Source organism: Kribbella antibiotica, from assembly GCF_004349055.1.
GTDB lineage: Bacteria > Actinomycetota > Actinomycetes > Propionibacteriales > Kribbellaceae > Kribbella > Kribbella antibiotica.
Map to the genome: position 1 here is coordinate 1 of NZ_SMKX01000129.1, position 26334 is coordinate 26334.

The window sequence follows — 26334 nt, forward strand, 5'->3', positions numbered from 1 at the left end:
ATCCGCCCAGGAAGTCAGACACAGCAAGTGGTACGGCACCGCCGTCACGGTCGGCCTGATCGCGTACGGCGTCGTCCACCTGCTGATCGCTTGGATCGCTGCTCATCACCGCCGCCCTAACCGCCATCGGCCTAACCACCCTCAACCGCCGGGACCTCCCGACTGCGTAAGCCGGAGCTACTCCGCGTGCTGGAAGGGACCGCCAGCCCATCACAACTGCAGTTCGGCCCTCGGTGCACGCCTGCTGCGGTCACGAGCATGCAGTTGTGATGGCGTGGCGGTCCGGGTCTCCGGTCCAATCGGTTGAGCGAGTTTGCGCTGGGTTGGTGCGGTCGCATCCGATGCGGCCGGGATCGTACGGCGTTTGGCTGGTCGCCGCTGCGGCCGATTTACAGTGGGAGGGTGGTGCGGCCCGGCGGGTGGCTGAGGTACTGGCGAGGTCGGCGATCGCGTGCCCGCCGATTGAGGTACTCGCTATGGTTGCGGCCGGTAGCGAGGAGGCCTGGAAAGTGACCCTCCGCTGTGGTGAAAAGCGCCAGCAAGGAAGCCGAGGGTGCCGCCGCGCCCATCTGACTCTTGCTGCGTCGTTACAAGTGACTTTTTCGGCGCATAGGAGGCTGTCGCAAAATGGGAGATGAAAACGATGTTCATCCCTGAGGTGCCAGAGCCATCGAATACGCCCTGGTCAGAGAGTTGCGACCTCGCCGCCTAATCGTGGTCCCCTCCACTTGGGCACCAAAATCGGCCAATTTGTGCGCGGTTCTCCCCACCGTGCCCAAGTCGAGCCCCATTTCGCTACAGCCTCATAGACCCGAAAAATTCACATGTAGTGCGAACCGACCCTCGTCGCATCCGTTACGTGGTGGATTTCCTCACTGAAGTCGTTGAGTGGAAACTTTTTCGCACATAGCGACCAAGAATTACCACCCAACGCGAGCAGCCCCGAATTCCGCTCCGCCGTGGTCGTTGAGCGGCAACTTTTTCTCAAATGGCGACCCCTTGTTACCGGCTAGCGGAGATCTTGGGCCTCAGCCATAGCGGGTACCTCAAGCAGCGGTCACGCGATCGCCGACCTCGCCAGTACCTCAACCCCGCGCCGGGCCCAGCCAAGCTCCTTCTGTAACGCGGCCGCCGCGGCGACCGGCCCCAAGCAACGTGTCCGGCTTGTCCGGTACGGCGAGCAACCACAAGCCGTACGAGATCGGCCGCATCTCAAGCCGGAGCCCACCGAGCGGCTAGATCTTGGCGTTTCGGGACCAGGTGAAGCAGTAGGCGGCGAAAGCGGCGATACCTAGGGCGAGAACGGTGAGGAGGACCGAGCCGAAGGGTTGTTGTTTGATGGTGTGGAGGGCGGCGTCTAAGCCGCCGGCTTTGTCGGGGTCGTAGCTGATGGCGGCCCAGCCGAACAGCACACCGACCACGATGAAGGCGACGCCCTTGGCTGCGTAGCCGATTTGGCCTAGCCGGATCGTGGTGTGCGAGACACCGCCGACCAGGTCTTCGGTGAACTTCTTCTTGTAGGCCTTGTGGAGTTGGCGGATGCCGATCCCGATCACGACGAGACCGACGATGACGATCAGGACCCGGCCGATGCCGTGTTCCATCAATCGCGCCGAGAGCGTCTGTTGCTGGTTGGTGCTGGAGCTGCCGGAACCGAGAGCGACCTTCACGGCGCTCACACCGAGGACTAGATAGACGACGGCGCGGCCGGCTGACGACACCCGCTTCTCGGTGTCGAGGTCGCCGTACGCGAGGTCGAGGACGCGCCAGAGAACCAGCGCGAACAGGCCGACCGCGACGATCCAGAGCAGCACTCCGCCGAATGGTTTGCCGGCGAGTTCCTGGAGGGCGCCTTGTTGGGATGCCTCCTGTGATGACTGTCCCCAGGCCAGTTGGAGGGCGATCCAAGCGATCAGCAGGTGGACGACGCCGTACGCGATCAGGCCGACCGTGACGGCGGTGCCGTACCACTTGCTGTGTCTGACTTCCTGGGCGGATCTCATGGTGATCCAGTGCCCAGCGACAAACGATTACGTGGCGATGGGGGCGGCGGCGTCGGCTTCTTCGACGTCGCCGGTTTCGCCGGCGCGAGCGGCGCGGCGGCCGAGGATGTAGACGTACAAGAAGAAGCCGATCTCGACGATGATGCCGATCGCGATCCGCACCGGCCCCGGAAGGAACGGCGTGACGAACGCTTCGATCACCCCGGTGAGCAGCAGGATCGCGGCTAGTCCGATCGCCATTCCGATCGTCGCGCGACCGGTTTGCGCGAGCGCTTGCATGCGAGTCCGCGCACCAGGCACGATCCACGACCACCCGAGCCGCAACCCTGCCGCCGCGGATATGAAGACGGCGGTGAGCTCAAGCAGGCCGTGTGGAGTGATCAAGCTGAAGAACAGCCCGCCCTTGTCATGGCTGATCATCAGACCGGCACTGACACCGAGGTTGAGCGCGTTCTCCCACAGGATGAAGATCGACGGGATCAGCAAAATACCGATAGCCAGTACGGCGGCACACAGCGTCGCGTTGTTGATCCACACCTGCAAGGCGAAGTCCTGCGCAGGGTTCTCGGAGTAGTAGGCCTCGAAGTCGTGGTCGACCAACTGCTGGATCTGAGCCGGCGGAGCGATCGAGTCGATCACCTCGGGGTGCGCGAGAATCCGCCAGGCCGACCAGGCGGCCACCAGGTAGAAGAGCAGGCCGATCGTCAGCCACCAGCGTCTAGAGACGTACAGCGCGGCAGGGAAGGTCACCAGGAAGTATTTGGAGATGTCTCGCCAGACAGGTGCCTGCGCACCGGTCACTGCGCCTCTGGCATCAGCGATCAGTCCGGAGAGCCGACCGATCGACACTGGGTCCGCACCGGCGGCTCTGAGCGCAGACAGATGCGTGCCGACGCGCTGGTAGAGCGTGACGAGCTCCTCTGCCTCAGCACCGGTCAACCGCCGCTGGCGGCGAGTCAGGTAGGCCAAACGGTCCCACTGCGGCTGGTGCACCGAAACGAACGCTTCGACGTCCACAACACACCTCCGCTCGGCCGACTCGCAGTACTGGATCCTTGGGCTGGCAGACTAGCCCGACCGGGTGTCTTAACAGGAGGGGGGCGGCAGAGTGTCTCAGTTGGTTACCGGCGAGGCGGTTGTCCTCCAGGTGCGGATTGCGCGGATGCCGACGCGGGCGCTGGCTTGTGCGATCGATGTGATCATCCAGTTCTTCGTGTTGAGCGCCATCCTCGGTCTGTTGTTCGGATTCCTGTTCAGCGAGGAGCCGAGTGATGCGCTGGCGTTCGTGCTGGTGGCAGTCCCCGTACTGCTCGTGATTGTCGGCTACCGGCTGGTGATGGAGACGCTGACGCGTGGGCGCACTGTAGGGAAGATGGTGCTCGGGCTGAAGGTGGTCCGGGACGACGGCTCGTCGATCCGGTTCCGGCATGCGCTGGTGCGGACGCTGATGTGGTTCTTCGTCGACTTCGCGCCGTGGTTCGCCGCCAGCCCGGGCATCGTGGCGAGCCTGATGAACAAGCAGGGCAAGCGGATCGGCGACATGGTCGCGGGCACTGTCGTGATCCGCGAGCGCCACCAGGCGATGGCCTCTCCGCCACTGTTCGTCCCCGCGCACCTGGTCGGCTGGGCGCAGTCGCTTGAGCTCTCTCAGCTCCCCGACGAGCTTGCGAACACCGCCCGCGACTACCTGGCCCGCTTCACCGAGCTACAGCCCGCCGCCCGCGCCGCACTGGGCGAAACCCTCGCCCACCGCGTCGCCCAGGTCACCGCCCCGGCGCCACCGGCCCCGATGATCGCACCGGCGTTCCTGTCCGCCGTACTGGCTGAGCGCCGTCGCCGTGAGCTCAGCCGCCTGGCGGTCGTCCGCCCAACACAGACCGGCCCATTCGCTGCGTCGCCGTACACGGTCCCCGCTGTCCCGTACACCCCACCAAGCCCGTACGGCGCTCTGCCGCCCGAGCCTGTGCATGTCTTCGCACCGCCCCCACCGGCGGCCGCGGAAGCGACCCCCGCCACGCACAACGCGCAGGGCTGGGCCACGCCCGGCAGCAATCAATCCGGCTGGTAGGTACTGTTGCGACCATGTCGCAGTTAGTGGATTGGGATGCGTGGTCGGAGCGATGGGATGTCCAGCAGGCTGGATATCTGCCGGATCGGGATGAGCAGTTTGCCCTGATGCTGACGGTGGTCGAACGACTATCCGGTACGCCGGACCGTTTCGTGGATCTGGCCTGTGGGCCGGGGACGATCTCGGCGCGGGCGCGGCAGCGGTTCCCCGAGGCCGAGATCGTCGGGGTGGATCTGGACCCGTTCCTGCTGGAGATCGCGAAGCGGACAGTCAGCGGCGCGCGGTTCGCCGAGGCGGATCTGCGTGCAGACGGCTGGGACGCCGTACTGCCGGCGGAGCAGGTCGATGCGGTGTGCTCGGCGACCGCACTGCACTGGCTGGACCCAGCTGATCTGGAGACGCTCGCCCAGACGCTGTCGCGGCGGATCCGGCCGGGCGGGGTCTTCCTCAACGCGGACACGATGCGGCTCGGGCCGGCTGAGGTGCCGCAGCTGGACGCGCTGGCGGTCGAGCTGAGGGACGAGATCTGGGCCGAGTCGCACGCCGCTGGAGTCGAGGACTGGGCCACCTGGTGGCAAGCGGCCGCCGAGGAACCGGCGTTCGCCGACCTGCTCGCCGAGCGGGAGCGACGGTTCGCGGACCGCGCGCGCGGCCGGGAGATCACGCTGACCGACACGCTCGAGTCGTTCCGCAAGGCCGGTTTCGCGGAGGTCGCCGTACTGGGTCAGGTCGCGGACAAGCACCTCGTCGCCGCCATCCGATAAAAAGCAAAGCGCCCCACCCGGAGGTGGGGCGCTTCACTGTGGGGGGATCAGTAGCGGTACTGCTCCGACTTGTACGGGCCCTCGACCGGAATGCCGAGGTAGGCCGCCTGCTCCTTGGAGAGCTCGGTGAGCTTCACGCCGAGTGCGTCGAGGTGCAGCCGGGCGACCATCTCGTCGAGGTGCTTGGGCAGCACGTAGACGCCGGTCGGGTAGTCGGACGTGCGGACGAAGAGCTCGATCTGCGCGAGCACCTGGTTGGTGAACGAGTTCGACATCACGAACGACGGGTGCCCGGTCGCGTTGCCGAGGTTCAGCAGCCGGCCCTCGGACAGCACGATGATCGTGTGGCCGTCGGGGAAGCGGAACTCGTCGACCTGCGGCTTGATGTTGATCCGCTCGATGCCTGCGGTCTTGTACAGGCCGGCCATGTCGATCTCGTTGTCGAAGTGACCGATGTTGCCGACGATCGCCTGGTGCTTCATATTCGCCATGTGGTCGGCGGTGATGACGTCCTTGTTACCGGTCGTGGTGACGAAGATGTCGACGATCCCGACGACCTCGTCGAGCGTGGTGACCTGGTAGCCGTCCATCGCGGCCTGCAGCGCGCAGATCGGGTCGATCTCGGTGACGATGACGCGCGCGCCCTGGCCCCGCAGCGACTCCGCGCAGCCCTTGCCGACGTCGCCGTACCCGGCGACGAGCGCAACCTTGCCACCGATCAGGACGTCGGTGGCGCGGTTGATGCCGTCGATCAGCGAGTGCCGGCAGCCGTACTTGTTGTCGAACTTCGACTTGGTGACCGAGTCGTTGACGTTGATCGCCGGGAACAGCAGTGCGCCGGCCTTGTGCATCTCGTAGAGGCGGTGCACCCCGGTGGTGGTCTCCTCGGTGACACCCTTGATGCCCTGGCCGATACCGGTCCACAGCTGGCCGTCCTCGGCGAGCGTGCGGGTCAGCACGGTGAGGACGACGGCGTACTCCTCGGAGTCCGCGGTCGACGGGTCCGGTACGACGCCGGCCTTCTCGAACTCGGTGCCCTTGTGGACGAGCATCGTGGCGTCGCCACCGTCGTCGAGGATCATGTTCGGGCCAATGTCACCAGCACTGTTACCCGGCCACCGCAATGCTTTCTCGGTGCACCACCAGTACTCTTCGAGCGTCTCGCCCTTCCAGGCGAAGACCGGGACACCGGCCGGGTTCTCGGCGGTGCCTTCCGGGCCGACGACGACAGCCGCGGCGGCGTGGTCCTGGGTCGAGAAGATGTTGCAGGAGACCCAACGGACCTCGGCGCCGAGGACGGTCAGCGTCTCGATCAGCACCGCAGTCTGGATCGTCATGTGCAGCGAGCCCATGATGCGGGCGCCGGCCAGCGGCTTGCTCTCGCCGTACTGGGCGCGCATCGCCATCAGACCGGGCATCTCGTGCTCGGCCAACCGGATCTCCTTGCGACCGAACTCGGCCAGTCCGAGGTCCGCCACCTTGTAGTCGAACGTCATACCGCTCCCCTGAAACTTGGTGAGTGCTACCTAACCTGCGTGCCTGAGCCTAGAGGGCCGAGCACCCCGATTTGATCCGTTGACGGGCGTTTTTGACACCGAAATGTCAGGATTGGGGTCATGCGCATCACCGAAGCCGCGAAACGCCTGGGCACCACCCCCCGGATGCTGCGCTACCGCGAGGCACTCGGCCTGCTCCCGCTCTCCCGCTCAGGCCAGACCGCCCAACGCCAGTACGACGACCGCGACCTGGCCGCCGTACAGCTCGCACTCGACCTGGAACGCCGGTACGACGTCACGCCGGCCGCTCTCGCTTTCGCCCTGCGAGCCCTGGCCGAACCGTCGGTCGCCGCCGACCTCCGAAACCTCGGCTACCGCACCGGCAAACTCACCACCCCGCCCACGCAGTCCCAGATCGACCGCGAACGCGCACTGCAGTGGCTGGGCCGCTCCGGCGTCCTCCCGCCCAGACAGCGTTAGTGCGAGGGCGCTTCCGGTACGGCGGGACGCTCTTCGGGGGTGTAGTTCTCGTGGTAGATGTCGGGCTCGAGGTAGACGTGGATCGACATCGGCTCAGCGGCGCGAATGGCGCGTTCGGCGGCGTCGATGGTTTCGGCGACCGCCGCGCTGTCGGCGGTCGACGCGACGCCGATCTTGGCGGCGATCAGCAGTTCCTCCGGGCCGAGGTGCAGGGACTTGAGGTGGATCAGCCGCTGGACACCCGGAGTGCTCTCGATCGCGTCGACGATCTTCTGCTGCGCTTCGCGGGTCGCGGACTCACCGAGCAGCAGCGACTTCATCTCGATCGCGAGGAAGATCGCGACAACAACCAGCAGTACGCCGATCGCCATCGAGCCCAGACCGTCGAAGAGGCCGTTGCCGGTGACGAGGGTCAGCACGACACCGATCAGTGCGAGCACCAGACCGGTGAGCGCGGCGAAGTCCTCGAGCAGGATGACCGGGAGCTCGGGCGAACGGGCGTTGCGGATGAACTTGGCCCACGACACGTGCCCGCGGATCTTGTTCGCCTCGACGATCGCGGTCCGGAACGACAGCGACTCCATCACGATCGCGGCCACCAGGACGGCGACCGGGACCCACTTCCAGTTGTCGATGCCGTGCGGGTCGTGGACCTTGTGCCAGCCCTCGTACAGCGCGAACAGACCACCGACGCTGAACAGCACGATCGCCACGATGAACGAGTAGACGTACCGCTCGCGACCGAAGCCGAACTGGTGCAGCTCGTCGGCCTCACGCTTGGCCCGCTTGCTGCCGACCAGCAGGAGCACCTGGTTGCCGGCGTCGGCGAGCGAGTGGATCGACTCGGCGAGCATGGACGCCGACTGGGTCAGCCCCCAGGCCGCGAACTTGGTGATCGCGATCCCGGTGTTCGCCAGCAGGGCCGCGACCACGGCCTTGTTTCCGCCACCAGCCATGGTTGTTCAGGTCCTCCGTGAAATCAATCAGCGTGCGGACACGACGAACGCCGTGCCGGAACCACGCAGGTTACAGGGTCCCTCGGGTCCACCCGCGAACGCGGACTGCCCGGCGGACAACGTCACACCGTCATAGGTGCCCCCGGCACCGACTTCGACCGATCCGGCCACACAGCAGACGATCCGCGGCCCGACCCCGGTGACCGTTTGTTCACCGCCCTCGAGCTGCACCCGCCGTACGGCGAAGTATTCGCAGCCGGTCTCGTAGACGCCATCGGTTGCGCTGAGCACCGGGTTGTCCAGGGGCTCGAAATCGACCACCGACACAAGCTCCGGCACATCGACGTACTTGCTCGTGAGTCCGCCACGCAGCACGTTGTCCGAGTTGGCCATCACCTCGAAGCCGAGCCCGTGCAGGTACGCATGCACGTTGCCGGCCGGGAGATAGACAGCGTCGAACCGGTCCAGCCGCACGCGGTTCAGCAGCAACGCTGCCAACACACCTGGGTCGTCCGGGAAATCCGCACACAACTTGGCCATCGTCTCAACCTCGAGAGCAAAGGCCGCACCGGCGTACTGCGCGCAGGCCTCGCCCAACGCGGCGACGACCGGACGGATGGAGTCCCGGTCGCTGCTCATGAAGTCGGTGAAGGCTTCCTGCAGCTTGCCGTCCCGCAACTGCTGAGTCAGACCGTCGAGACCGACCGGCGCCAGCGCTTCCAGCAACGCGACCGTCGACGACAGCGGCCGGAATCCGACCAGCGCGTCGAACGGCTCCAACGCAATGAGGATCTCCGGCTTCGGCCAAGCATCCTTGTAGTTCCGGTCCGGAGCGTTCCGCGGAATCCCGGCCGCCTCGTCCCTCGCATACCCGTCGATCGCCTGCGCCCGCGATGGGTGCGCCTGGATCGACAACGGCTGGCCGGCGGCCAACAGCTTGGCCAGGAACGGGAACCGGCCCTCGAACCGCTCCGCCGTCTCCACACCCAGTACGTCGGATGCGCCGGCGGTGACCGCGTCATACAGGGAGTCGCCTGTCGGCAGCACGGACGGCGCGGACTCGTGCGCGCCCATCCACATCTCTGCCTGTGGCTTGCCGTCCGGCTCGACACCGAGCAGCTGCGCCAGCGCGGTCGGCGATCCCCACGCGTAGTCGCGGATGGTGTTCTGCAGCCGAACTACCACGCCGGGTCCTCCGACGGGATGCCCGGCTCGGCCGGTGCGTCGTCAGCTGCGGTGCCGTAGCGGCCCAGCCCAATACCCAGGTACGCCGCGGCATAGCGGCCGTGCTGGGTCAGAGCGGCGTACCGGGCGATGTCTGTGCCCTCCGCCTGGGTCACGACATGCACGCGCACCTCGTGGCGCTCGGCCTTGAGGGCAAGCTTGTTGCGGGTCTCGATGACCGAGTCATCGGCCAGACCGTCGTCCAGGATGATCAGTGCGGGCCGCAGCTCGTCGCCCTGATCGAACGGGTCCGCAAACAGGTCACGCGGCGGCTGGTTGAGCACCGGCAGCAGGTGACCAGCGTCCGCAGCCAGTGCGGGCCGGCCACTCGCCAGCCGCAGCGACTCGACAACCCGGCGAGCTGCGCGGGCAGCCAGCACAGAGCCGCCCCAGACCAGCGGCAGCGAGTCCGCCAGCACGAGCGCGAACTCCTTGCCCGGGTTGGACGTCACGTCGTTGTTCGGTGAGCAGGCGATCGCCACCTCATCGAGCGTTTCGGCGACGGCCTTACCGTCCACCTCCGGCCCGAGCTCCATCTGGTGCAGCGCCTGCAGTACGGCGACCGCTGCGGCGAGCTGGTCATCGGACTGCGACGGCAGCCGGATCGCATGCCGCAGACCGGCCGATGCGATCGCAACAGGTGAGTCCTCGGGCGCAGCGACCATCAGACCGCAACCGCGGCGTGCAGCCTCGGCAGCCGCCGACACTGCGTCGTTGTCCTCGGACTGTCCGCCCAGCACGATCACCAGGTCCAGCGGACCGGCCCATCCCGGCAGACCCGGGCCGGGCCACGCCACGAACGGCACTGGGCAGACCGGCTCCAGCACTGCGCGCACCAGCCGGGCATCCCGACCGGCGGCCACGATGGCCCGCGGCCGGAAGCCGTCCGAGGTCAGCGAGGACAGTACGTCGTCTGCTGCCTCCAGCTCGGCCCGCACCCGCGCACCGGCCATGGCCAGTCGCCGCAGCAGGTGATCGGTCGCCTGCAGTGCGGCCTGATCGTCCAACCGCGAGTCGTCGAAAGTACTCATGCCTGGTCCGCGGTCTCCTCGGTGCGGGTGTCCCGCGCCTCGTCGATCAGCAGCACGGGGATGTCATCGCGCACCGGGTAGGCCAGGGCGCAGCCGGTGTTGGTGCAGACCAGCTCGTTCGCCTCGTCGTCCACCCGGAACTCCGAGCGGCACTTCGGGCAGACCAGGATGCTCAGCAGGTCCGGGTCCAGGTTGACTGCCATTAGTTGTTCCCCTTGATCAGCGCCAGCACTTCGTCACGGACGCGCTCCATCGTGGCGCGGTCCGCCGCTTCGACGTTCAGCCGCAGCAATGGCTCCGTGTTCGAGACACGGACGTTGAACCACCACTGTGGCGCGGACACCGTCAGGCCGTCCAGACGGTCGACGGTGATGTCGGCCTGGCTGCCGTAGGTGTCCTCGATCGCGGCGACCGTGGCCGCTGCGTCGTCGACCGTGTTGTTCAGCTCACCGGAAGCGACGTACCGCTCGTAGATGGCGAACAGATCGCTGGCCGGCTTGTCCTGCTCACCCAGCGCGGCCAGCACGTGCAGTGCGGCCAGCATGCCGGTGTCGGCCCGCCAGAAGTCCTTGAAGTAGTAGTGCGCCGAGTGCTCGCCACCGAAGACCGCATCGGTCTCGGCCATCTTCTCCTTGATGTTGGAGTGCCCGACCCGCGTCCGCACCGGCACGCCGCCGTGCTCGGTAACCAGCTCCGGCACCGCCTTGGAGGTGATCAGGTTGTAGAGAATGGTCGCGCCCGGGTGCTTGGCCAACTCGCGCACCGCAACCGCACCGGTGATCGCGCTCGGCGAGATCGGGTCGCCCTTCTCGTCGATCACGAAGCAGCGGTCCGCGTCACCGTCGAAGGCGAGTCCGAGATCGGCCCCGACCTCGACGACCTTGGCCTGCAGGTCGACCAGGTTCTTCGGGTCGAGCGGGTTCGCCTCGTGGTTCGGGAAGCTGCCGTCGAGCTCGAAGTACATCGGCACGATCTCGACCGGACCGGTGGCGAACACGGCCGGCACGGTGTGCCCGCCCATCCCGTTACCGGCGTCGACGACCACCTTGAGCGGCCGGATCTTGGTCAGGTCGACCAGGTCGTGCAGATGATCGGCGTACGCGGTCAGCAGGTCCTTCTCGCGGATCTTGCCCGGTACGGCGCTCGGCACCGGACCGTCCACGAGCGCCTTCGCCACCAGGTCGCCGATATCCCGCAGCCCCGAGTCCGCACCCACCGGCGCCGCACCCGCGCGGCACAACTTCATGCCGTTGTATTGCGCCGGGTTGTGGCTCGCCGTGAACATCGCACCCGGCAGGTTCAGCCGCCCGGACGCGAAGTACAGCTGGTCGGTCGAGGCCAGCCCGATGTTGATCACGTCAGCACCAGTGCTGGCCACACCCTCGGCGAAAGCCGCCGCAAGCGCCGGACTCGACGGCCGCATGTCGTACCCGACCACGACCGCACCAGAGCCCGCGAGCACGTCCAAGACCTCCACGAACGCCGCCCCGGTCGCCCGGGCCACCGACTCGTCGAACTGGTCCGGAACGATCCCGCGAACGTCGTACGCCTTGAAGATCGCCGCAACGTCAACCATGCGTGGACCCTATCCGGCCCAACGTAAAAGCTGTATCTCAGCCCTTCTGGAACCACCCGGACTCGCCCCGGTGGTGCACCTCAGGCAGCTGACGCGGGCTCGTCGGAGCCGCCCAGCCGACCGCGTTCGCGATCACCTGCTGCACATCGGAGTGGTGGTAGGTCGGGAACTCCTGGTCGCCCGGGCGGAAGTAGAAGACCCGGCCCTGGCCGCGGCGGTAGGTGCAGCCGGAGCGGAAGACCTCGCCGCCGGTGAAGGAGCTGATGAAGACGAGTTCGTCGGGCTGCGGGATGTCGAACAGCTCGCCGTACATCTCCTCGCGGTCGATGATCAGCGGGTGCGGGATGCCGCGGGCGATCGGGTGGCCGGGGGCGACGGTCCAGATCAGCTCACGGTCGTCTTCGGCGCGCCAGTCGAGCGAGCACGTCGTACCCATCAGCTTGATGAAGATCTTGCTGAAGTGCGCGGAGTGCAGGGCGATCAAGCCCATCCCGGACAGCACGTGCTTCTGCACTCGGTCGACGACCGCGTCGTCGACCTGGTCGTGCGCCGCGTGCCCCCACCAGGTGAGTACGTCGGTCTCGGCGAGGACCTCGTCGGTCAGGCCGTGCTCGTCCTGCTGCAACCAAGCAGTCCGTACGACGACGTCCTGGCCGAGCTTGTCCCGCAGCGCGGAGGCGATCGTCTCGTGCATGGTGTCGGGGTAGAGCTTGCGGACGGTCTCGTCGCGGCCTTCGTGGACGTTCTCGCCCCAGACCGTGACGCGAATCGGATCAGTCATGAAGTACTACCTCTCGTCCTGCCTTCGCCGAGGCGTAGCAAGCGTCGATGACCTCGGTCCGGAGGAGCGCCTCCGAGCCGTTCTGACCTTCCCACTCACCGCTGCGGACGATCCGGACGAACTCCCGCACCACTGCGCGGTGGCCGAGCCCCGGTCCGGTCGCGGGCCGCACCTCAGCCGGGATGCCGGCCACGTCGGTGTAGATCCGCAGCGTGTCGTCGTTGGTGTAGTTCTGGACGTCGATCTTCGCGCCGCCCTCAGTACCGAACAGCTCGATCCCGAAGTTGTCTCCCGGCGCCCGGTACGTCGCCCAGCTCGTCTCCAGCTGCAGTGCACCGCCACCTTCAAGACGCAGGTACGCCGTCGCCAGGTCCTCCACCTCGAACTTCGTACCCAGCGTGTCGACGGTCGGCCGCTCCGCGCTGCTGACGCTGCCTCGGCCGCGCGGGCCGAGCTCGGCGAACGTATTCGCCGACACCGTGGTCACCTGCGGCTCTCCGAGCAGGTGGAGCGCCATATCGAGGATGTGGACGCCCAGGTCGATCAGCGGGCCGCCACCGGACAGCTCGCGGTTGGTGAACCAGCCACCCATGCCGGGGATGCCGTTGCGACGCATCCAGTGCGCCTTGGCGTAGTAGATGCGACCGAGCTGGCCCTCGTCGATCTGGTGCTTCAGTGCGATCACGTCACCGCGCTCGCGGTGGTTGAAGACGACCTTGAGCACGCGGCCGGCCTTCTTGGAGGCCTCGACCATCGCAGTGCCCTCAGCCACCGTCCGGGACAGCGGCTTCTCCGACAGCACGTGCAGCCCGCGCTCCAGCGCCGCCAAGGCGATCGGTGCGTGCAACTGGGTCGGCGTACCGATGCTGACCGCGTCCAGGCCCTCGGTCTGGAGCAGGTCCTCCCATCTCTCGTAGAGATGCGGTACGCCGTGCTTCTCGCCCAGGCTGGTGAGGAGATCCTTCTCCAGACCGGCCAGCGCGATCACCTCGACATCCGGCAGCTCTGAGAAAGCTTCCAGTGCGGTTCGGCCGGCAAAGCCGAGACCGACGACTCCGACGCGCAGCTTTTGATCGTTCACAGGAACGATCCTGCCCCGGCATCCTGATCACGACAATGCGCTTTCCACACTACGGAACAAGATCGAACACATACCGACCGAGTGTCGCAGGGAGCCTTCAGTCCTCGTCGGTGTCGAAGTCCGGGTCGATCTGCTCCGGCGACAAGGCCAGTACGTCGGCCAGTTCGAGCACGAGCGCGGATCGGACCAGCCAGGCCAGTCCGCCCGGGGTCCGGTCGGCGCGCAGCTCGATCGGTCGCCGGAACACCACGATCCGGTACGGCTCGTGCGACGTACCGCCGGATGCGTGGGTGAGCGGGATCTCGGTCGCGTCGCGCTCCAGGCTCGGCACGTCCTCGATCGCGAACTCGACCCGCGCGACCACCTGCGGTAACCGCTTCTCGAGCCGGGTCACCTCGATCGCGACGACCTCGTCGAACTGGGCAGCGGCCGAGCGCTGCAGCGGCAGACCACGGGGCGCGAACGAGCTCGGCCGACTGATCGGTCCGAGCATGCCGCGGCCATGGCGGTCGATGTGCCTGCGATGACGGCGAGCCTCGGTCACGCGCTCAGCCTAGTGGGGGTAACGTCTTGACGTGAGCATCGCCAGGATCTGTTCGCGCGCCGCCTGTCATCAACCGGCCGTTTCGACGCTCACCTACGTCTACGCGGACTCGACCTGCGTCATCGGTCCACTCGCGACGTACGCCGAGCCGCACTGTTATGACCTCTGCGCCGACCACGCCGACCGTCTGACCGCTCCGAACGGCTGGGAAGTCATCCGGCTCGCTCCGGACCCGGCCGCGGCCGGACCGTCGACCGACGACCTCGAAGCGCTCGCCAACGCGGTGCGCGAGGCTGCCCGGCCGCTCCCCCGGCGCGAGCCAGGCACGGACATGCCGGGCGCGCCGGTCGAGGTGACCCGCCGTGGTCACCTCCGCATGCTGCGCGACCCCGACGGCAATTCGTAGGACTTAGAGGGCGTCTGGGGACTGCACGCCGTAGCGAGCAAGTGCTCGGTGCGGTAGCTCGGTGCGCTGGGGTGAAGGCCTCGATGTTTTTCCATCGTGGCCTTTGCACCAGTGCGGCGAGGTGCCGTGCCGAGTGCTGCGCAGTAGGCGTGGAGTCCCCAGGCGCCCTCTTAGCGCAGCGCGGCCCGGACGTCGGGCTGCGCGCCCAACTGGGCCCGGAACACCAGCGAGGTGTTCAGCGGCCAAGCAGCCACCTCGGGCGTGTCGTCATCGCCCGGCTTCGCCGCCGGCATCAGCGTCACCGCAGCGACCACCGAGCTGCGGGTCTGCTCAACAGTCAGGTACGTCGGGCCTGTCGCGGCCTTGAACGGGATCTTGGTCGTCGAACCGGCCACCACGTCGACCGCGCGGCTCAGCAGGGACTTGCCTGCCGCATCCCGCAGATCGATCTTCACACTCGCCGGCTTGGTCCCCGGAGCGGTCACCTGCAGCAGGGCCTCCTGCTTGTGCGCAGGCAGCACCAGGTACGCCGGTCCGGTCAGTGTCTCGGCCGCACCGATCGATGCGAAGTCCGAATTGTCCTTGTCGGTCATCCGCAGCGATGCGGTCACCGGCTGATCCGACTCCAGACTGACTCCGCTGGGGTCGCCGTTCAGCACCGCTTCGAGCTTGACCGCCATCACCGCACCGGCAGGCAGCCGGACCGTCTCCAGAGCTGCCGGCTTGAACGGACCGTTCGGGCCGTTCACCGTCAGCCTGATCGTCGCCTGCAGGTCGGTCGGGTTCACCAGGACCAGCGTGCGCTGCCCCTTGCCCGGAGCTGAGCCCGGCACATACACCTTGGTCGCCGGGGGCGCGGCCGGACCGATCCAGTCCACTCCGGCCGGAGTCTGATCCGCCTTGCTCGCGTAGTCGCGCAGCGCCGGGGCGACCCGACCACCTGTCGACTCCACGTGCAGTGCGAGGTCCTTCTGGCTGCGGGCGACCTGGTCAAGGAACAGCTCGTACGTCGACCGGGCTGGGATCACCAGTCCACGCGCAGACGGCAGCTCCAGTTGGCCCTTGTTCGAGTAGATCGTGACGTTCACAGCGGCGTTGACGCTGTCCAGATTCGTCAGCGTGAGCACATCGCGACGACCGGGCGCTGTCGAGGCACCGACGAACCAGAAGTCGGAGCCGGGTAGCTGACACGGCGCACTGGCCATTCCGGAGTTCACACCGGTCGCCGCAGTCGTCGTGCTCGTCCCTACAGCACCGGCCGCGAGCGGTCCGGTGCCACGAATCGACAGCGTCTCCGGCTTGGTGGCCGCCGTACTGGAGGCGATCTTGCCGCGGACCAGCAGCGAGCCGATCGGATCGGCAGTCGAGGCCAGCGCGATGATCGAGAGCGGGGTCGCGTTGCCGGTGGCGGTCGGAGTGCCTTCCGGCAGCACCGGCGCCACTCCGTTCACCACGCTGGCCTGCTTGCCGCCCTGCGACAACGCCGGGCAGGCCAGCGCGGTCCGGTTGACGACCGATCGGGCCGGGGACTTCGCCGCGGCCTGCGGGTCGACGGTCGGCTGCTTCGGGTGGGTGACGACGGCCAGCCCACCGACCACGGCCATCGCCAGCACACAGGCGCCGAGCCGGATGCGCGGATCCGACAGCAAGCTGCTCATCGGTCCCTCCTCGCGTGGGTGCCATGCGGTACGGCGACGGTCCGGCGGACTGTCGGCAGACAGAAGATCAGCGCGATGATCCACGCGATCAGACCGAGCACTCGCCACAGGTTGTGCGTCACGTCGCTCAGCGGCGACTTGCCTTCACCCGTCGACCGGTCCACCAGCCACGAGGCATCGCCTTCGTTGGCGCTGGCCCGGGTCAGACCCGGCAGCGAGTCGAGCGTCGACTGCAGTGTCGCGTCGACCGGAGCCGGCAGATAGACGTAGTCGACTGCCAGAGCAGCCAGCTGACGTCCCTCTTCACCGGAGCCGCCACCGCCCAGCGTCGACAGCACATCGGTGATCGGCTTGATCTGCTCCGGCTTCGGTGCGGCCTCCACCGAGCCCATCCGCGGACCGCCGTCCTTGACCAGCGTGAACCGCGTCGGGCCACCGGTGGTCTTGCGCACCACCAGAATCGAGTCGTTCGTCGGTGGGCCCTGCGCAGACACCAGGTACGCCGGGAGGTCCTGCACCGGACCCCGCCAGAGCGGACCGTCCGAACCACGCACGAGCCAGAAGCCGCCGGTCACGATCGTCGTCACCAGCACAACGCCGAGCACGGCCTGGACGACGATGTCGCTGGTCTTGCCGACCGAGTCCCACGCCACTGTCACCGCGACAACCCAGCCTGCGGTCATCAGGAACATCAGCGGGCCACTGCCGCCACCCAACCGGCTGGCAACGAGCGTCCCGACCAATCCGGCCAGAGCGGCGAACCAGCCAAGCAGCTCATACCGCTGCCGCGACTCGCGCAGCAGGCTGACCAGAGCCACCACGATCAGCGGTACGGCGAACCACCACGGCGTCGGACCGCCCATCGGCGTACCGGTCAGCAGGTGCGGCAGGCTGTCGCCCGGACCGATCGCAGTGGTCGGCTGACCACCCGCCTCCTGTCCCAGCAACGACGGGTGCAGCACCAACTGGATCGTCCATGGCAGAACGAGCAGGAGACCAAGCACTGTCGAGAAGACCAACTGGCGGCCTTGTCGGCGCCAGCCCAGACCCAGCACGCCACCAACAACCAGAGTGACCGCGACCAGCAGGCCAAGCGCCGGTGTGAAAGCGAACAGGATCGCCTGGCAGATAGCGGCGAACCATGCGGCTCGCCAGCTGCCCTGAATGACGACACGACGACGACGCGCCACGGTGTGGACAGCAGCACCGAGCAGGGGCAGCACAATCGCTGCCACCACAGTCCCGAGCCGGCCCTGAGTGATGGCGCCGTTCGTAAAGACAGCAATGCCGTACGCCGACGCACCCCAGGCACGCGCACCACGGTTGACGATGAAGGCCCGCAGCAACGCCCACGCCGACAGCGCAGCCAGGGGGATCGCACCGATCAGCAGAACGCTCACAGCGCCGGATGGTCCGAACATGACCGCGGAGAGCGCCCAGAACTGAGCCAGCCAAGCAGGTGGCGTCACACCGACTGGTGCGGACGCTGCGGCATGCCAGAGCGTCGCGAGGCTCTCGTGTGCGGGTAGCAAAAGGTTGGAGCGCAGGACGCCGCTACCGATCAGACTGCGACCAGCGATGAAGGTGCCGAGCGCAAGCACAGCCCACGCGACCAGGAACGGCCGCCGCATCAACTGCCGGCGCCAACGCGGCTGGTCGACCGCTACCCGCGCGGTGGACTTCGCACGGCGAGCTGTGGTGACCACCTGCTCTTCCGGCTCATCCGCCCAGGCCTCACGGATGCGCTCCGAGATGGTGCCGGTGGTCTCTTCGAGGTTGTGACGCAGTGCGTTCACAGACCGCGAGAACAGTCCCTTGATGTCGTCGTACGGGACTTGGTCCAGGTTGCGGCGGTCCTTGCGGGCCTGCGTCCAGCCTCCGGCCAGCAGTGTTCCGAGCAGTGCCGTCCACTCGTCGACCGCACCGGACGGCGTCTTGCCGATCAGGAACCAGACCGAGCGCAGAATCGTCCCGAACAGGAACCTGAGGATCAGCAGCGGCAGCAGTTTGCCAGGAGCGTTCGCGAGAACGGTGTAGTACGCATGCGCACGGTCGAGCTGGTACGCGTGCCGGCGAGTCCCCGCCAGCGCCCGCTCACCGGTCGCAGCAGCTTGCGCGTGATAGACGACCGCATCCGGCGCAACCGCGACCTGGATACCGGCCCGGCTCGCCCGCCAGCCGAAGTCGATGTCGTCGCGGAACATCGGCAGCCGCGGGTCGAAACCCTTCAGCGACTCCCAGACATCGCGACGGACCAGCATGCCGGCTGAGCTGACCGCCAGCACGTTGCGCGGCTGGTCGTGCTGCCCCTGGTCGAGCTCACCGTTCTCGATCCCGGTGTCGCGGCGGCCGCCGAGCGAGGTGGTGACGCCGACCTCGAGCAGATCGCGGTCGCGCGGCCAGAGCCGCAGCTTCGGGCCCCAGATGCCGACATCCGGAGTAATGGTGGCCTGGAGCAACAACTTCTCCAGCGCCTTCGGAGCGGGCGCACAGTCGTCGTGGAGCAGCCACAGCCACTCGACCACCGGAATCTGCCCGTCGTCGCCATACGGCCCGTACGGCGACGGGATCGGCGCGAAGCCGACCGATTCGACACCACGGGCGACCGCCGTCCCGAAGCCGGTCCGGGCGGAGACGCTGACCACCGGCTCGACGCCGGGCATCGAGGCGAGCAGTTCGGCGGTCTCGTCGGTCGAGCCGGTGTCGATGGCGATCAGCCGGTCGGGGCGTGGGTTGAGTGCCCAGAGTGCCTCGGACAGCCGCGGCAGCCAGGCAGCGCCCTCGTGCCCGACCACGACCGCGGTCACGACATGCCGGACTCGCGGGCGACCCATCGGGTCGTCGATGTGATCGGTGGGGAAGTCGACAGAGTCGAAGAATTCCCAGCCGGCCGGAGCTTCTTGTTCCATGCGGAGCTGTGACACCTCAGTGGGTACGGACGGTGGATGTCACCATACAGCCGCCCGGGTACCGGTCCGAAAAGCCGCGGGCCCCGGTGACACGTAGTCAGCCAGGGCCCCGCGGAAAGCTCGGTGTGAAGTTGTTTACCTCAGAGTGCCTGTGGCGGTCAGACAGCCTTCTTCTTCAGCTTGCGGCGCTCCCGCTCCGACAGCCCGCCCCAAATTCCGAAGCGCTCGTCGTTGTGGAGTGCGTACTCCAGGCATTCACCTCGGACGTCACACCCGAGGCAGACCTTCTTGGCCTCCCGGGTGGAACCACCCTTCTCCGGGAAGAAAGCCTCTGGGTCGGTCTGGGCACACAGTGCCCGTTCCTGCCAGTTCGGCTCCTCCTCGATCGCCTCACCGTCGACAATCGCCAGTAGCTCTGTCACGGTACGACCTCCTCGACCCTGTTCGTTCCCCTGTACATGTGAGTTTGCGGTTCACATGCCTGACCTCGACCGTTCTGTGTGCTGAAAACGGTCCCCGATACCGAGTGTCAACGAACGACACGGTTGAAATTACATTCCTGCAATGCCGAGAAGTCAAGCTGTGGTCTGCTATTGGCATCATCCGCAACATGGCTGCAAAACAACGAGAGGCCTGTGTACACAGGCCTCTCGTGTTCATGTGCTACGTGTTCAACTGCTATGAAGTTGTCGTGTCAACAGATCGGGTAAGGGCTTACAGCGTTGCGGTACAGCGATCCTGGGGTCAGGACGGCTGCGACCACCAGCCCTGCTGACCCTGGCCCGGCTGCTGACCCTGGTCGTCCTTGTCGGTCTCGGAAACCCTTGTGTCCACGCGGGTTTCGTCGGCACCCGGCTCGGCAACCGGCTGCTCGGCAGCGGGCGCCGGCTCTGCGGCCGGAGCCTCTTCGGCCGGCCAGGTCTGCTGCTGCTCGGCGGGCTGCCAAGCAGGCTGGCCCTCCGGCTGCTCGGCCTGTCCGGACTGCGCCGGCCACTCCTGCTGCGGGTAGTCCTGACCGGACCACTGCTGCTGAGCTCCGTCATTCCACTGTGATGCGGGAGGCTGCTCCTGCGGCCACTGGTTGGCCTGGGCCTCCTGGCCGCTCCACTGCTGCTGCGGCTGACCCTCCGAGCTCCACGGCTGGGTTGCCTCGGTGCCCGGCTGGGCATCCGCGGACCACGCCTGCTCGGCCGGCTGGTGCTGCTGCGCCTCGGCCTCGGTGGCCGACCAGGCCTGCTGCTGCTCGCCCTGGTTCCAGCCCTGCTCCTGCGGCCACTGCTGCTGGTCACCCTGAGCTGCTGCGTAACCACCCGCGACACCGGCCGCCGCACCTGCACCGGCTGCTGCGCCATAACCGCCGTACTGGTTCTGCTGGCCCTGCTCGTAGCCCGGCTGCCCGTACTGCGGCTGGCCCGGCTGACCGTACTGGCCACCCTGCTGCCCGTACTGCGGCTGGCCCGGCTGCTGGCCGTACTGGTTGCCGTACTGGCCCTGGGGTGCGAACTGACCCGGCTTCGGCGCCTTGACGGCTGCGGGCAGACCCTGGAACGTGTTGAAGATGTAGTACCCGACGACGCCGTACAGGGCGAGGCTCCCGAGCGACCACAGGAAGTTGACGGTCTTCAGGCCACCGGAGCCAGGGGCCCCGAAGACGGCGAAGGCCGCGATCAATCCGATCAGCACAGCCACACCGGTGATCGCAAGAGCGGCCGTTGTGACGATCCGGGCATTCGGCGTGCGCTCGCCCGCTTCGTTCACCAGCCACACCGATCCGGCCAGGGTGAGCAGCAGCACGATGCCACTGACTTCGGTCGGGGCGAGACGACCCTGCACACGCAGCGCGTTGGTCGTGAAGGCGCTGTCGCCGACGAACAGCAGGATCAGTACCGCCAGCACGGACAGGGCGGCAAAGGCGAGCAGGATGTACGCGACCGGCTCTCTGAGCTTCTTGGTAGCGTCGGTAACCACGAGGACTCCTCGGGATGTTGGGGGCCGTACAACTGAGCTGTGCGGATGTCGGACCCACCGCAGCATAGTCGTGCGGTGGCTCGCCGCATTGACGACTCGTGCAGACTCTCCCCATGCGATTGACAGTGCTGGCCGGCGGCGTCGGAGGATCCACCTTCATCCGCGGGCTTCTGAAGGCCCGCCCGGACGCCCAGATCACCGTGGTGGGGAACACCGCCGACGACATCACCCTGTTCGGTCTCCGGGTCTGCCCGGACCTCGACACGGTGATGTACACACTCGGCGACGCCATCTCGAAGGAACGCGGCTGGGGCCGTGAGGACGAGACCTGGGTGATCAAGGAAGAGCTCGCGGCGTACGGCGTCGAGCCGACCTGGTTCGGGCTCGGTGACCGGGATGTGGCCACCCACCTGGTCCGCACCCAGATGCTGGACGCCGGCTACGGCCTGTCCGCCGTCACCGAGGCGCTGTGCCAGCGGTGGAAGCTGCCGGTGCGGCTGCTGCCGATGAGCGACGACCGGGTCGAGACCCACGTCGTGGTGGACGACCCGGACCAGCCGGGTAAGCGCAAGGCCATCCACTTCCAGGAGTACTGGGTGCGCTGGCACGCCGAGGTCACCGCGCACCAGATCGTCGCGGTCGGCCAGGACAAGGCCAAGCCCGCGCCCGGCGTACTGGAGGCCATTGCCGAGGCGGACGTGGTGCTGATCCCACCGTCCAACCCGGTGGTCTCGGTCGGCACCATCCTCGGCGTACCGGGGATTCGGGACGCCGTCCGGGAGACCGCTGCCCCGGTCATCGGGCTGTCGCCGATCATCGGTACCGGTCCGGTCCGTGGGATGGCCGACAAGGTGCTGGCCGCTGTCGGCGTGGCGTCGACCGCGTCTGCAGTGGCCCGGTTCTACGGGTCGCGGACCTCTGGCGGCGTACTGGACGGCTGGCTGATCGACGACTCGGACGCGATTCAGGCCGATTCGATCGCCGGAGCCGGAATTCATGTGCAGGCGGTGCCGTTGTGGATGACGGACGAGACCACCACCGCCGCGATGGCTGACGCGGCTCTGAACCTCGCGGAGGCTGTACGGCGATGAGGAAACACTTGGAGGTCTTCCCGGTGACCGGGCTGCCGGAGGTGCAGGCCGGTGACGACCTGGCGGCTCTCCTCGGCTCAGCAGACCTGCGCGACGGAGACGTCGTTTCGGTTACTTCCAAGATCATGAGCAAGGCAGAGGGCCGGGTGACGTTCGGAACCCGCGACGAGGCGATCGACGCCGAGCTGGTGCGGGTCGTGGCGCAGCGGGGTGCCACCAGGATCGTCCAGACCCGGCACGGCCTGGTGATGGCCGCAGCGGGCACAGACACCTCCAACACCGCGCCCGGAACCGTCCTGCTGCTCCCAGTGGACCCAGATGCCTCTGCGCGGGCCCTACGAGACGCTCTGAAGGCCCGGTACGACGTGAACGTCGGTGTGGTCGTCACGGACACCCTCGGGCGGCCATGGCGCAACGGACAGGTCGACCTGGCGATCGGTGCGGCCGGAGTGCGCGTAGTGGAAGACCTCCGCGGTACGACGGACAGTCACGGCAATGTGCTCGCGGTGACCGAGCCGGCGCTGGCTGACGAGATCGCGAGCGCCAGTGAGCTGGTGAAGGGCAAGGCGGACGGCGTCCCCGTGGCGGTGCTGCGTGGGCTGGCAGACGTCGTACTGGCGGTTGGAGAGCACGGTCCGGGAGCTCGGGCGCTGGTCCGAGACGCTGAGCAGGACATGTTCAGCCTGGGCACTCGGGAGGCGGCGCGGGCCGCCGTACTGGAGCGTGCTGCGCCTGCTGGGACGCGTGACGTTGATCCGGCGCTGTGGGACGGGCTGCTGGACAGCGTTGAGGGCGTACACCTGCAACTGCTCGACAACTCGGTCACCGTCTTTGGTGAGGAACCAGTCACCGTCGGCGTGATCGCGGAGCGGCTGGCCGTGCTGCTGCACGCGGAAGGCTACGGCGTGAGCGTGCGGATCGGGCCTGGGAGTGAGGCGACGGTCACGTTCGGCTCACGGTCCCGATAGTTTTCTAGGCAACTTCTTAGGTGACTCTCGTACACTGCATCCGCACGGCGGCGACGATGGCCGCCCGGATCCGGGAAGTCCAACACTGTGGGTAAAGCGTCGTCGCAGAAGCAATCACGCCGCGAGATGGTCGAAAAGATGCAACGCGATCAGGCCAAGTCCGACCGGAACCGGACTGTGCTGATCGTCATCGCCTCGATCGTCGTCGGCCTGGCCATCATCGCCTACCCGGCGATCAAGCTGATCCAGGACTCGCAGACCAAGGGTCAGGCCGTCAACGAGTTCGGCGTCGCCGCGAGCGCAGCCTCGTGTGACACGCCGACCGACGACAAGGCCGGCGGTACTCAGGACCACAAGCCCGACGGCACGGTCATCATGTACGACCAGTCGCCGCCGTCGTCCGGTCCGCACTACCAGACCTGGGCCCCGTTCGGGAAGAAGTTCTACACGCTCTCCGACCGCCCGGCCATCTCCAACCTGGTGCACAACCTGGAGCACGGCTACACGATCCTCTGGTACCGGGACACCCTCCCGAAGGAGCAGATCGACCAGATCGAGCAGATCTCCAAGGGCAAGCTCCCCGACGCCGCCCTCGGCAAGTTCATCGCCGCGCCTTTCAAGGCCGACGAAGGCAAGCCCTGGCCCGACGGCAAGAACCTCGCCTTCGCCCACTGGTCCGGCAACAAGGCCGGCACCACCGAAGCCCAGGCGCACCGCCAGTTCTGCGGCTCCGTCAGCGGCGAGGCCCTCAAGAACTTCATGGAGAAGTACCCCGCCACCGACGCCCAAGAGCCCAACGGCGGCTGATCTCCAGCACTCCCCAACCACGCCCTCACGGTCTTCCGTGGGGGCGTGGTTGCGTCCCCACGGACGCCCGTCACCCACCAACTCGAGTCACCTGCCGGCAGCACCGCTCGGCGACGCGCTCGAACTGCCCGATCACCGAGGTTACTGGGTGATGCAGGACCGCCGCGCCATCACAACTGCCCGCGCCGAAGGCGGTGTCCTTTGAGGGGTTTCTTACAGGTACTTGGTGGCGTGGTCGGACTGGACTTGGGCTACCAGGTCCTTGACTCGTTCGCCGTCGGACAACGGGCAGACCATGGTGACGTCCTTGGTGTGGACGATGATGTGGCCGGTCAGCCCGACGGTGGCGATCAGGTGGTCGGGGTCGTCGGTGACGACGATGTTGTCGTGGGAGTCGAGCAGGCACGACAGGGTGGTGCCGTCGGTGCGGTTGCCGTTGGGGTCAGCGGTGTAGGTGCCGGCGAGGGCAGCCCACGAGCCCACGTCGAGCCAGTGCACCGGCATCGGTACGACGACCACCTCGGCGTCGACCTTGCCTTGTGAGGCGGGCTCCATGACGGCGTAGTCGACACTGATCTTGCGCAGGTTCGGGTAGATCCCGGCCAGCGTCGCGTCCCGCTCGGGCGTGTCCCAGACCGATGCGACCTGACGCAGGTTCGCGGCCGACTCGGGCAGCAGCTCGTCGAGCACGCTCAGCACGGTCTCGGCCCGCCAGACGAACATTCCGGAGTTCCACCAGAACCGCCCGGTCGCCAGATACTCCTCGGCCGTCGCCAGATCCGGCTTCTCGCGGAACCGGTCGACGACGAAGGCCGCCGTACCATCGATCGCCGTACCGCGCTCGATGTAGCCCAGCCCGGTGTGCGGGTGCGTCGGCTCGATCCCGAACGTCACCAGCGCCCGGGGCCGCTGCTCCACCACCGCGAAGCCGGCCTCGATCGACGCCCGGAATTCATCTTCCGGACTGATCAGGTGGTCCGACCCGACGAACGCGACCACCGCGTCCGGATCGTTGCGCGCAACCACCGCCGACGCGAGACCGACCGCGTTCGCGGTGTCCCGCCGGGCCGGTTCGCCGATGATGGCGTGCGGGCCGAGCTCCGGAAGCTCCTTGCGGACAACGTCGGCATACGCGCCGACGGTGCACACGTAGATGTTCTCGGGCTCGACGAGTCCTTGCAGCCGGTTGTACGCCACTCGCAGCAGCGACTCACCGGCCGCCAACGGCAGCACCTGCTTCGGCCTGTCGTCCCTGGACATCGGCCACAGCCGCGTCCCCGAGCCCCCGGCCAGGATCACCACGTTTCGCATGAGGAGGAACCCTACCGGGCCGCGGAAGGTGCCGGGGGCAGCCGCAGGTGCGCGATGTCCGGTGGCACCGGCGAATCCGACGGCAGGAAGAACGCATCCGACTCCCCGTCGATCCCCGTCGCCGGCGCATCGGTCAGCCGGAACCGGTCCCGCAACCGCCCGTAGAAGTCGGTCGGCCGCAGCCGCACCAGCCGCAGCGGCCGCGCCGATCCGTACACCCCGATCCAGTCCCCCGGATCCAGTACGCCGCGCAGTTGCCCGTCGATGCTCACCGCAGCCTGCCCCGAATGCGGCAGCACCCGCAGCGCGATCGGCTCGTCCGGCGCCGCAATCACACTCCGGTTGAAGGTCATGTGCGGAGCCACCGGCGTGAACACGATCGCGTTCGTATTCGGCGACAAGATCGGCCCACCCGCCGCGAAGCTGTACGCCGTCGACCCGGTCGGCGTCGCCACGATCACCGCATCAGCCGAGTACGACGCCAGCAACCGCCCCGCCAGATACACGCCAAGCGCCACCTGGTGATCCCGCGCCAGCTTCTCCAGTACGACGTCATTCAGCGCCGTCACGTCGAGCGCGACACCCCACCCGTTCCCCTCGGTGCTCTCCGGCCGAACCGCCGGCGGCGGCAACGTCGGCCCATGCCCGTACCGCAGCAGCGACTCGATCCCCTCCGGAATCTCCAACGCCCGCGAGGCCCGCATCGTGAGCGTCATCCGCTCCTCGATCGTCGCCCCACCGTGGTGCACCGCCTCCAGTGCCGCCTCCACGTCCTTACAAGCAACCTCGGTCAGAAACCCGACCTTCCCCAGGTCAACACCGAGCACGGCGGCATTGTTCTTCGCCGCAATCCGCGCCCCGCGGAGGAACGTCCCGTCCCCACCAAGCGTCACGACCAGATCCGGCTCCCCCGCATGATGCAGCTCCGCCATCCCGCCGCGCCGGTCCTCATGGTCGTTCCACACGTCGATATCGGTACACCCGATCCCGTGCTTGTCAGCCCACGCCCGAACCGTCCCCGCCGTCCGGACGGCCATCTCCCGCCCCTGGTGAACCACAAGCCCGATCCGCTCAACCACGCCGTACCCTCCTAGACCCACAGGTGCCCCCAACCGTAGCCCGGCGATCCCGGTACGACGGTTAACCGCCGTACCGGCGCCCGCACGCAGAGCCGGGGAGCCGGGGAGCCGGGGAGCCGGGGAGCCGGGGAGC

The 26334-nt window shown here is 67.4% G+C and carries 24 protein-coding genes; 7 read left to right on the plus strand and 17 right to left on the minus strand.

The features are described 5' to 3' along the window. Positions 1–1235: 1235 nt before the first annotated feature. Positions 1236–2003 (minus strand): DUF1206 domain-containing protein, encoded by a 768-nt coding sequence (locus E1263_RS31900; RefSeq protein WP_132174168.1) that lies wholly within the window; start codon positions 2001–2003, stop codon positions 1236–1238. Positions 2004–2030: 27 nt separating this feature from the next. Beyond that, positions 2031–3020, minus strand: a complete 990-nt coding sequence (locus tag E1263_RS31905) for a stage II sporulation protein M (RefSeq protein WP_132174170.1) — start codon at positions 3018–3020, stop codon at positions 2031–2033. A gap of 91 nt (positions 3021–3111) precedes the next feature. Between E1263_RS31905 and E1263_RS31910 the strand changes: the two genes are divergently transcribed. Together E1263_RS31910 and E1263_RS31915 are read left to right on the plus strand one after the other, a co-directional pair. Then, a complete protein-coding gene (locus E1263_RS31910; RefSeq protein WP_238161719.1) occupies positions 3112–4071 on the plus strand; it encodes an RDD family protein in 960 nt (319 codons plus the stop codon). Between the two features lie 14 nt (positions 4072–4085). Continuing rightward, entirely contained in the window at positions 4086–4835 is a 750-nt protein-coding gene (locus E1263_RS31915) for a class I SAM-dependent methyltransferase (RefSeq protein WP_132174172.1), read from the plus strand. A gap of 47 nt (positions 4836–4882) precedes the next feature. Here the strand turns inward: E1263_RS31915 and ahcY are convergent, their stop codons facing one another. Then, the gene (ahcY, locus tag E1263_RS31920) at positions 4883–6331 is read right to left on the minus strand and encodes an adenosylhomocysteinase (protein WP_132174174.1); all 1449 of its coding nucleotides are present in this window, start codon (positions 6329–6331) and stop codon (positions 4883–4885) included. A 120-nt stretch (positions 6332–6451) separates the two neighbouring features. Between ahcY and E1263_RS31925 the strand changes: the two genes are divergently transcribed. After that, positions 6452–6811, plus strand: coding sequence for a MerR family transcriptional regulator (locus E1263_RS31925; RefSeq protein ID WP_132174176.1), 360 nt, complete (start codon positions 6452–6454; stop codon positions 6809–6811). On the opposite strand, the gene E1263_RS31930 is transcribed toward E1263_RS31925, so the two are convergent. The 8 genes from E1263_RS31930 to E1263_RS31965 all read right to left on the minus strand — a co-directional run bounded on the left by E1263_RS31930 (position 6808) and on the right by E1263_RS31965 (position 14004). Further along, positions 6808–7767: a cation diffusion facilitator family transporter gene (locus E1263_RS31930; protein WP_132174178.1), complete on the minus strand. Its 960-nt coding sequence runs from the start codon at positions 7765–7767 to the stop codon at positions 6808–6810. The genes E1263_RS31925 and E1263_RS31930 overlap by 4 nt on opposite strands. A 27-nt stretch (positions 7768–7794) precedes the next feature. Next, the gene (gene manA, locus E1263_RS31935; RefSeq protein ID WP_132174180.1) at positions 7795–8952 is read right to left on the minus strand and encodes a mannose-6-phosphate isomerase, class I; all 1158 of its coding nucleotides are present in this window, start codon (positions 8950–8952) and stop codon (positions 7795–7797) included. Next, on the minus strand, positions 8946–10022 hold the full coding sequence (locus E1263_RS31940; RefSeq protein WP_132174182.1) for an SIS domain-containing protein: 1077 nt from the start codon (positions 10020–10022) through the stop codon (positions 8946–8948). Before E1263_RS31940 ends, manA begins: the two co-directional genes overlap by 7 nt. After that, positions 10019–10225, minus strand: a complete 207-nt coding sequence (locus E1263_RS31945; RefSeq protein WP_132174184.1) for a Trm112 family protein — start codon at positions 10223–10225, stop codon at positions 10019–10021. Before E1263_RS31945 ends, E1263_RS31940 begins: the two co-directional genes overlap by 4 nt. Further along, on the minus strand, positions 10225–11598 hold the full coding sequence (locus E1263_RS31950; RefSeq protein WP_132174186.1) for a phosphomannomutase/phosphoglucomutase: 1374 nt from the start codon (positions 11596–11598) through the stop codon (positions 10225–10227). Before E1263_RS31950 ends, E1263_RS31945 begins: the two co-directional genes overlap by 1 nt. Before the next feature lie 37 nt (positions 11599–11635). Then, positions 11636–12379 carry a ThuA domain-containing protein gene (locus E1263_RS31955; protein WP_132174188.1) on the minus strand — a complete coding sequence of 248 codons (744 nt, stop codon included), beginning with the start codon at positions 12377–12379 and terminating at the stop codon, positions 11636–11638. Beyond that, on the minus strand, positions 12372–13460 hold the full coding sequence (locus E1263_RS31960; RefSeq protein WP_132174190.1) for a Gfo/Idh/MocA family protein: 1089 nt from the start codon (positions 13458–13460) through the stop codon (positions 12372–12374). The genes E1263_RS31955 and E1263_RS31960 overlap by 8 nt, the downstream gene beginning before the upstream one ends. A 97-nt stretch (positions 13461–13557) precedes the next feature. After that, positions 13558–14004, minus strand: coding sequence for a metallopeptidase family protein (locus tag E1263_RS31965; RefSeq protein ID WP_238161720.1), 447 nt, complete (start codon positions 14002–14004; stop codon positions 13558–13560). A 31-nt stretch (positions 14005–14035) separates the two neighbouring features. Between E1263_RS31965 and E1263_RS31970 the strand changes: the two genes are divergently transcribed. Then, a complete protein-coding gene (locus E1263_RS31970) occupies positions 14036–14410 on the plus strand; it encodes a DUF3499 domain-containing protein (RefSeq protein WP_132174192.1) in 375 nt (124 codons plus the stop codon). 170 nt (positions 14411–14580) lie between these two features. Here the strand turns inward: E1263_RS31970 and E1263_RS31975 are convergent, their stop codons facing one another. The 4 genes from E1263_RS31975 to E1263_RS31990 form a co-directional block, all read right to left on the minus strand. Continuing rightward, a complete protein-coding gene (locus E1263_RS31975) occupies positions 14581–16068 on the minus strand; it encodes a DUF5719 family protein (RefSeq protein ID WP_132174194.1) in 1488 nt (495 codons plus the stop codon). Then, positions 16065–18977: a glycosyltransferase family 2 protein gene (locus tag E1263_RS31980; protein WP_132174196.1), complete on the minus strand. Its 2913-nt coding sequence runs from the start codon at positions 18975–18977 to the stop codon at positions 16065–16067. Before E1263_RS31980 ends, E1263_RS31975 begins: the two co-directional genes overlap by 4 nt. Positions 18978–19135: 158 nt before the next feature. Next, positions 19136–19387: a WhiB family transcriptional regulator gene (locus E1263_RS31985; RefSeq protein ID WP_203589828.1), complete on the minus strand. Its 252-nt coding sequence runs from the start codon at positions 19385–19387 to the stop codon at positions 19136–19138. Positions 19388–19721: 334 nt separating this feature from the next. Then, positions 19722–20945, minus strand: a complete 1224-nt coding sequence (locus tag E1263_RS31990; RefSeq protein WP_132174200.1) for a tripartite tricarboxylate transporter TctB family protein — start codon at positions 20943–20945, stop codon at positions 19722–19724. Positions 20946–21058: 113 nt separating this feature from the next. Here E1263_RS31990 and cofD point away from each other — a divergent pair, with 113 nt between their 5' ends. From cofD to E1263_RS32005, 3 genes are all read left to right on the plus strand, one after another. After that, entirely contained in the window at positions 21059–22036 is a 978-nt protein-coding gene (gene cofD / locus E1263_RS31995) for a 2-phospho-L-lactate transferase (RefSeq protein ID WP_132174202.1), read from the plus strand. Continuing rightward, positions 22033–23004: a coenzyme F420-0:L-glutamate ligase gene (locus E1263_RS32000; protein WP_132174204.1), complete on the plus strand. Its 972-nt coding sequence runs from the start codon at positions 22033–22035 to the stop codon at positions 23002–23004. Before cofD ends, E1263_RS32000 begins: the two co-directional genes overlap by 4 nt. A gap of 138 nt (positions 23005–23142) precedes the next feature. Then, positions 23143–23811, plus strand: coding sequence for a DUF3105 domain-containing protein (locus E1263_RS32005; protein WP_238161722.1), 669 nt, complete (start codon positions 23143–23145; stop codon positions 23809–23811). A 213-nt stretch (positions 23812–24024) separates the two neighbouring features. Here E1263_RS32005 and E1263_RS32010 read toward each other — a convergent pair whose 3' ends face one another. Then, positions 24025–25122 (minus strand): mannose-1-phosphate guanylyltransferase, encoded by a 1098-nt coding sequence (locus tag E1263_RS32010; RefSeq protein ID WP_132174208.1) that lies wholly within the window; start codon positions 25120–25122, stop codon positions 24025–24027. Between the two features lie 11 nt (positions 25123–25133). Further along, positions 25134–26159, minus strand: a complete 1026-nt coding sequence (locus E1263_RS32015) for an NAD(+)/NADH kinase (RefSeq protein ID WP_132174214.1) — start codon at positions 26157–26159, stop codon at positions 25134–25136. Positions 26160–26334: the final 175 nt, after the last annotated feature.

Coding starts and splice junctions, on each gene's coding strand:
- E1263_RS31900 (WP_132174168.1), bottom strand. CDS start 2,003: ATGAGATCCGCCCAGGAAGTCAGACACAGCAAGTGGTACGGCACCGCC.
- E1263_RS31915 (WP_132174172.1), top strand. CDS start 4,086: ATGTCGCAGTTAGTGGATTGGGATGCGTGGTCGGAGCGATGGGATGTC.
- ahcY (WP_132174174.1), bottom strand. CDS start 6,331: ATGACGTTCGACTACAAGGTGGCGGACCTCGGACTGGCCGAGTTCGGT.
- E1263_RS31925 (WP_132174176.1), top strand. CDS start 6,452: ATGCGCATCACCGAAGCCGCGAAACGCCTGGGCACCACCCCCCGGATG.
- E1263_RS31930 (WP_132174178.1), bottom strand. CDS start 7,767: ATGGCTGGTGGCGGAAACAAGGCCGTGGTCGCGGCCCTGCTGGCGAAC.
- E1263_RS31940 (WP_132174182.1), bottom strand. CDS start 10,022: ATGAGTACTTTCGACGACTCGCGGTTGGACGATCAGGCCGCACTGCAG.
- E1263_RS31945 (WP_132174184.1), bottom strand. CDS start 10,225: ATGGCAGTCAACCTGGACCCGGACCTGCTGAGCATCCTGGTCTGCCCG.
- E1263_RS31950 (WP_132174186.1), bottom strand. CDS start 11,598: ATGGTTGACGTTGCGGCGATCTTCAAGGCGTACGACGTTCGCGGGATC.
- E1263_RS31955 (WP_132174188.1), bottom strand. CDS start 12,379: ATGACTGATCCGATTCGCGTCACGGTCTGGGGCGAGAACGTCCACGAA.
- E1263_RS31975 (WP_132174194.1), bottom strand. CDS start 16,068: ATGAGCAGCTTGCTGTCGGATCCGCGCATCCGGCTCGGCGCCTGTGTG.
- E1263_RS31980 (WP_132174196.1), bottom strand. CDS start 18,977: ATGGAACAAGAAGCTCCGGCCGGCTGGGAATTCTTCGACTCTGTCGAC.
- cofD (WP_132174202.1), top strand. CDS start 21,059: ATGCGATTGACAGTGCTGGCCGGCGGCGTCGGAGGATCCACCTTCATC.
- E1263_RS32000 (WP_132174204.1), top strand. CDS start 22,033: ATGAGGAAACACTTGGAGGTCTTCCCGGTGACCGGGCTGCCGGAGGTG.
- E1263_RS32005 (WP_238161722.1), top strand. CDS start 23,143: ATGCAACGCGATCAGGCCAAGTCCGACCGGAACCGGACTGTGCTGATC.
- E1263_RS32010 (WP_132174208.1), bottom strand. CDS start 25,122: ATGCGAAACGTGGTGATCCTGGCCGGGGGCTCGGGGACGCGGCTGTGG.
- E1263_RS32015 (WP_132174214.1), bottom strand. CDS start 26,159: ATGGCCGTCCGGACGGCGGGGACGGTTCGGGCGTGGGCTGACAAGCAC.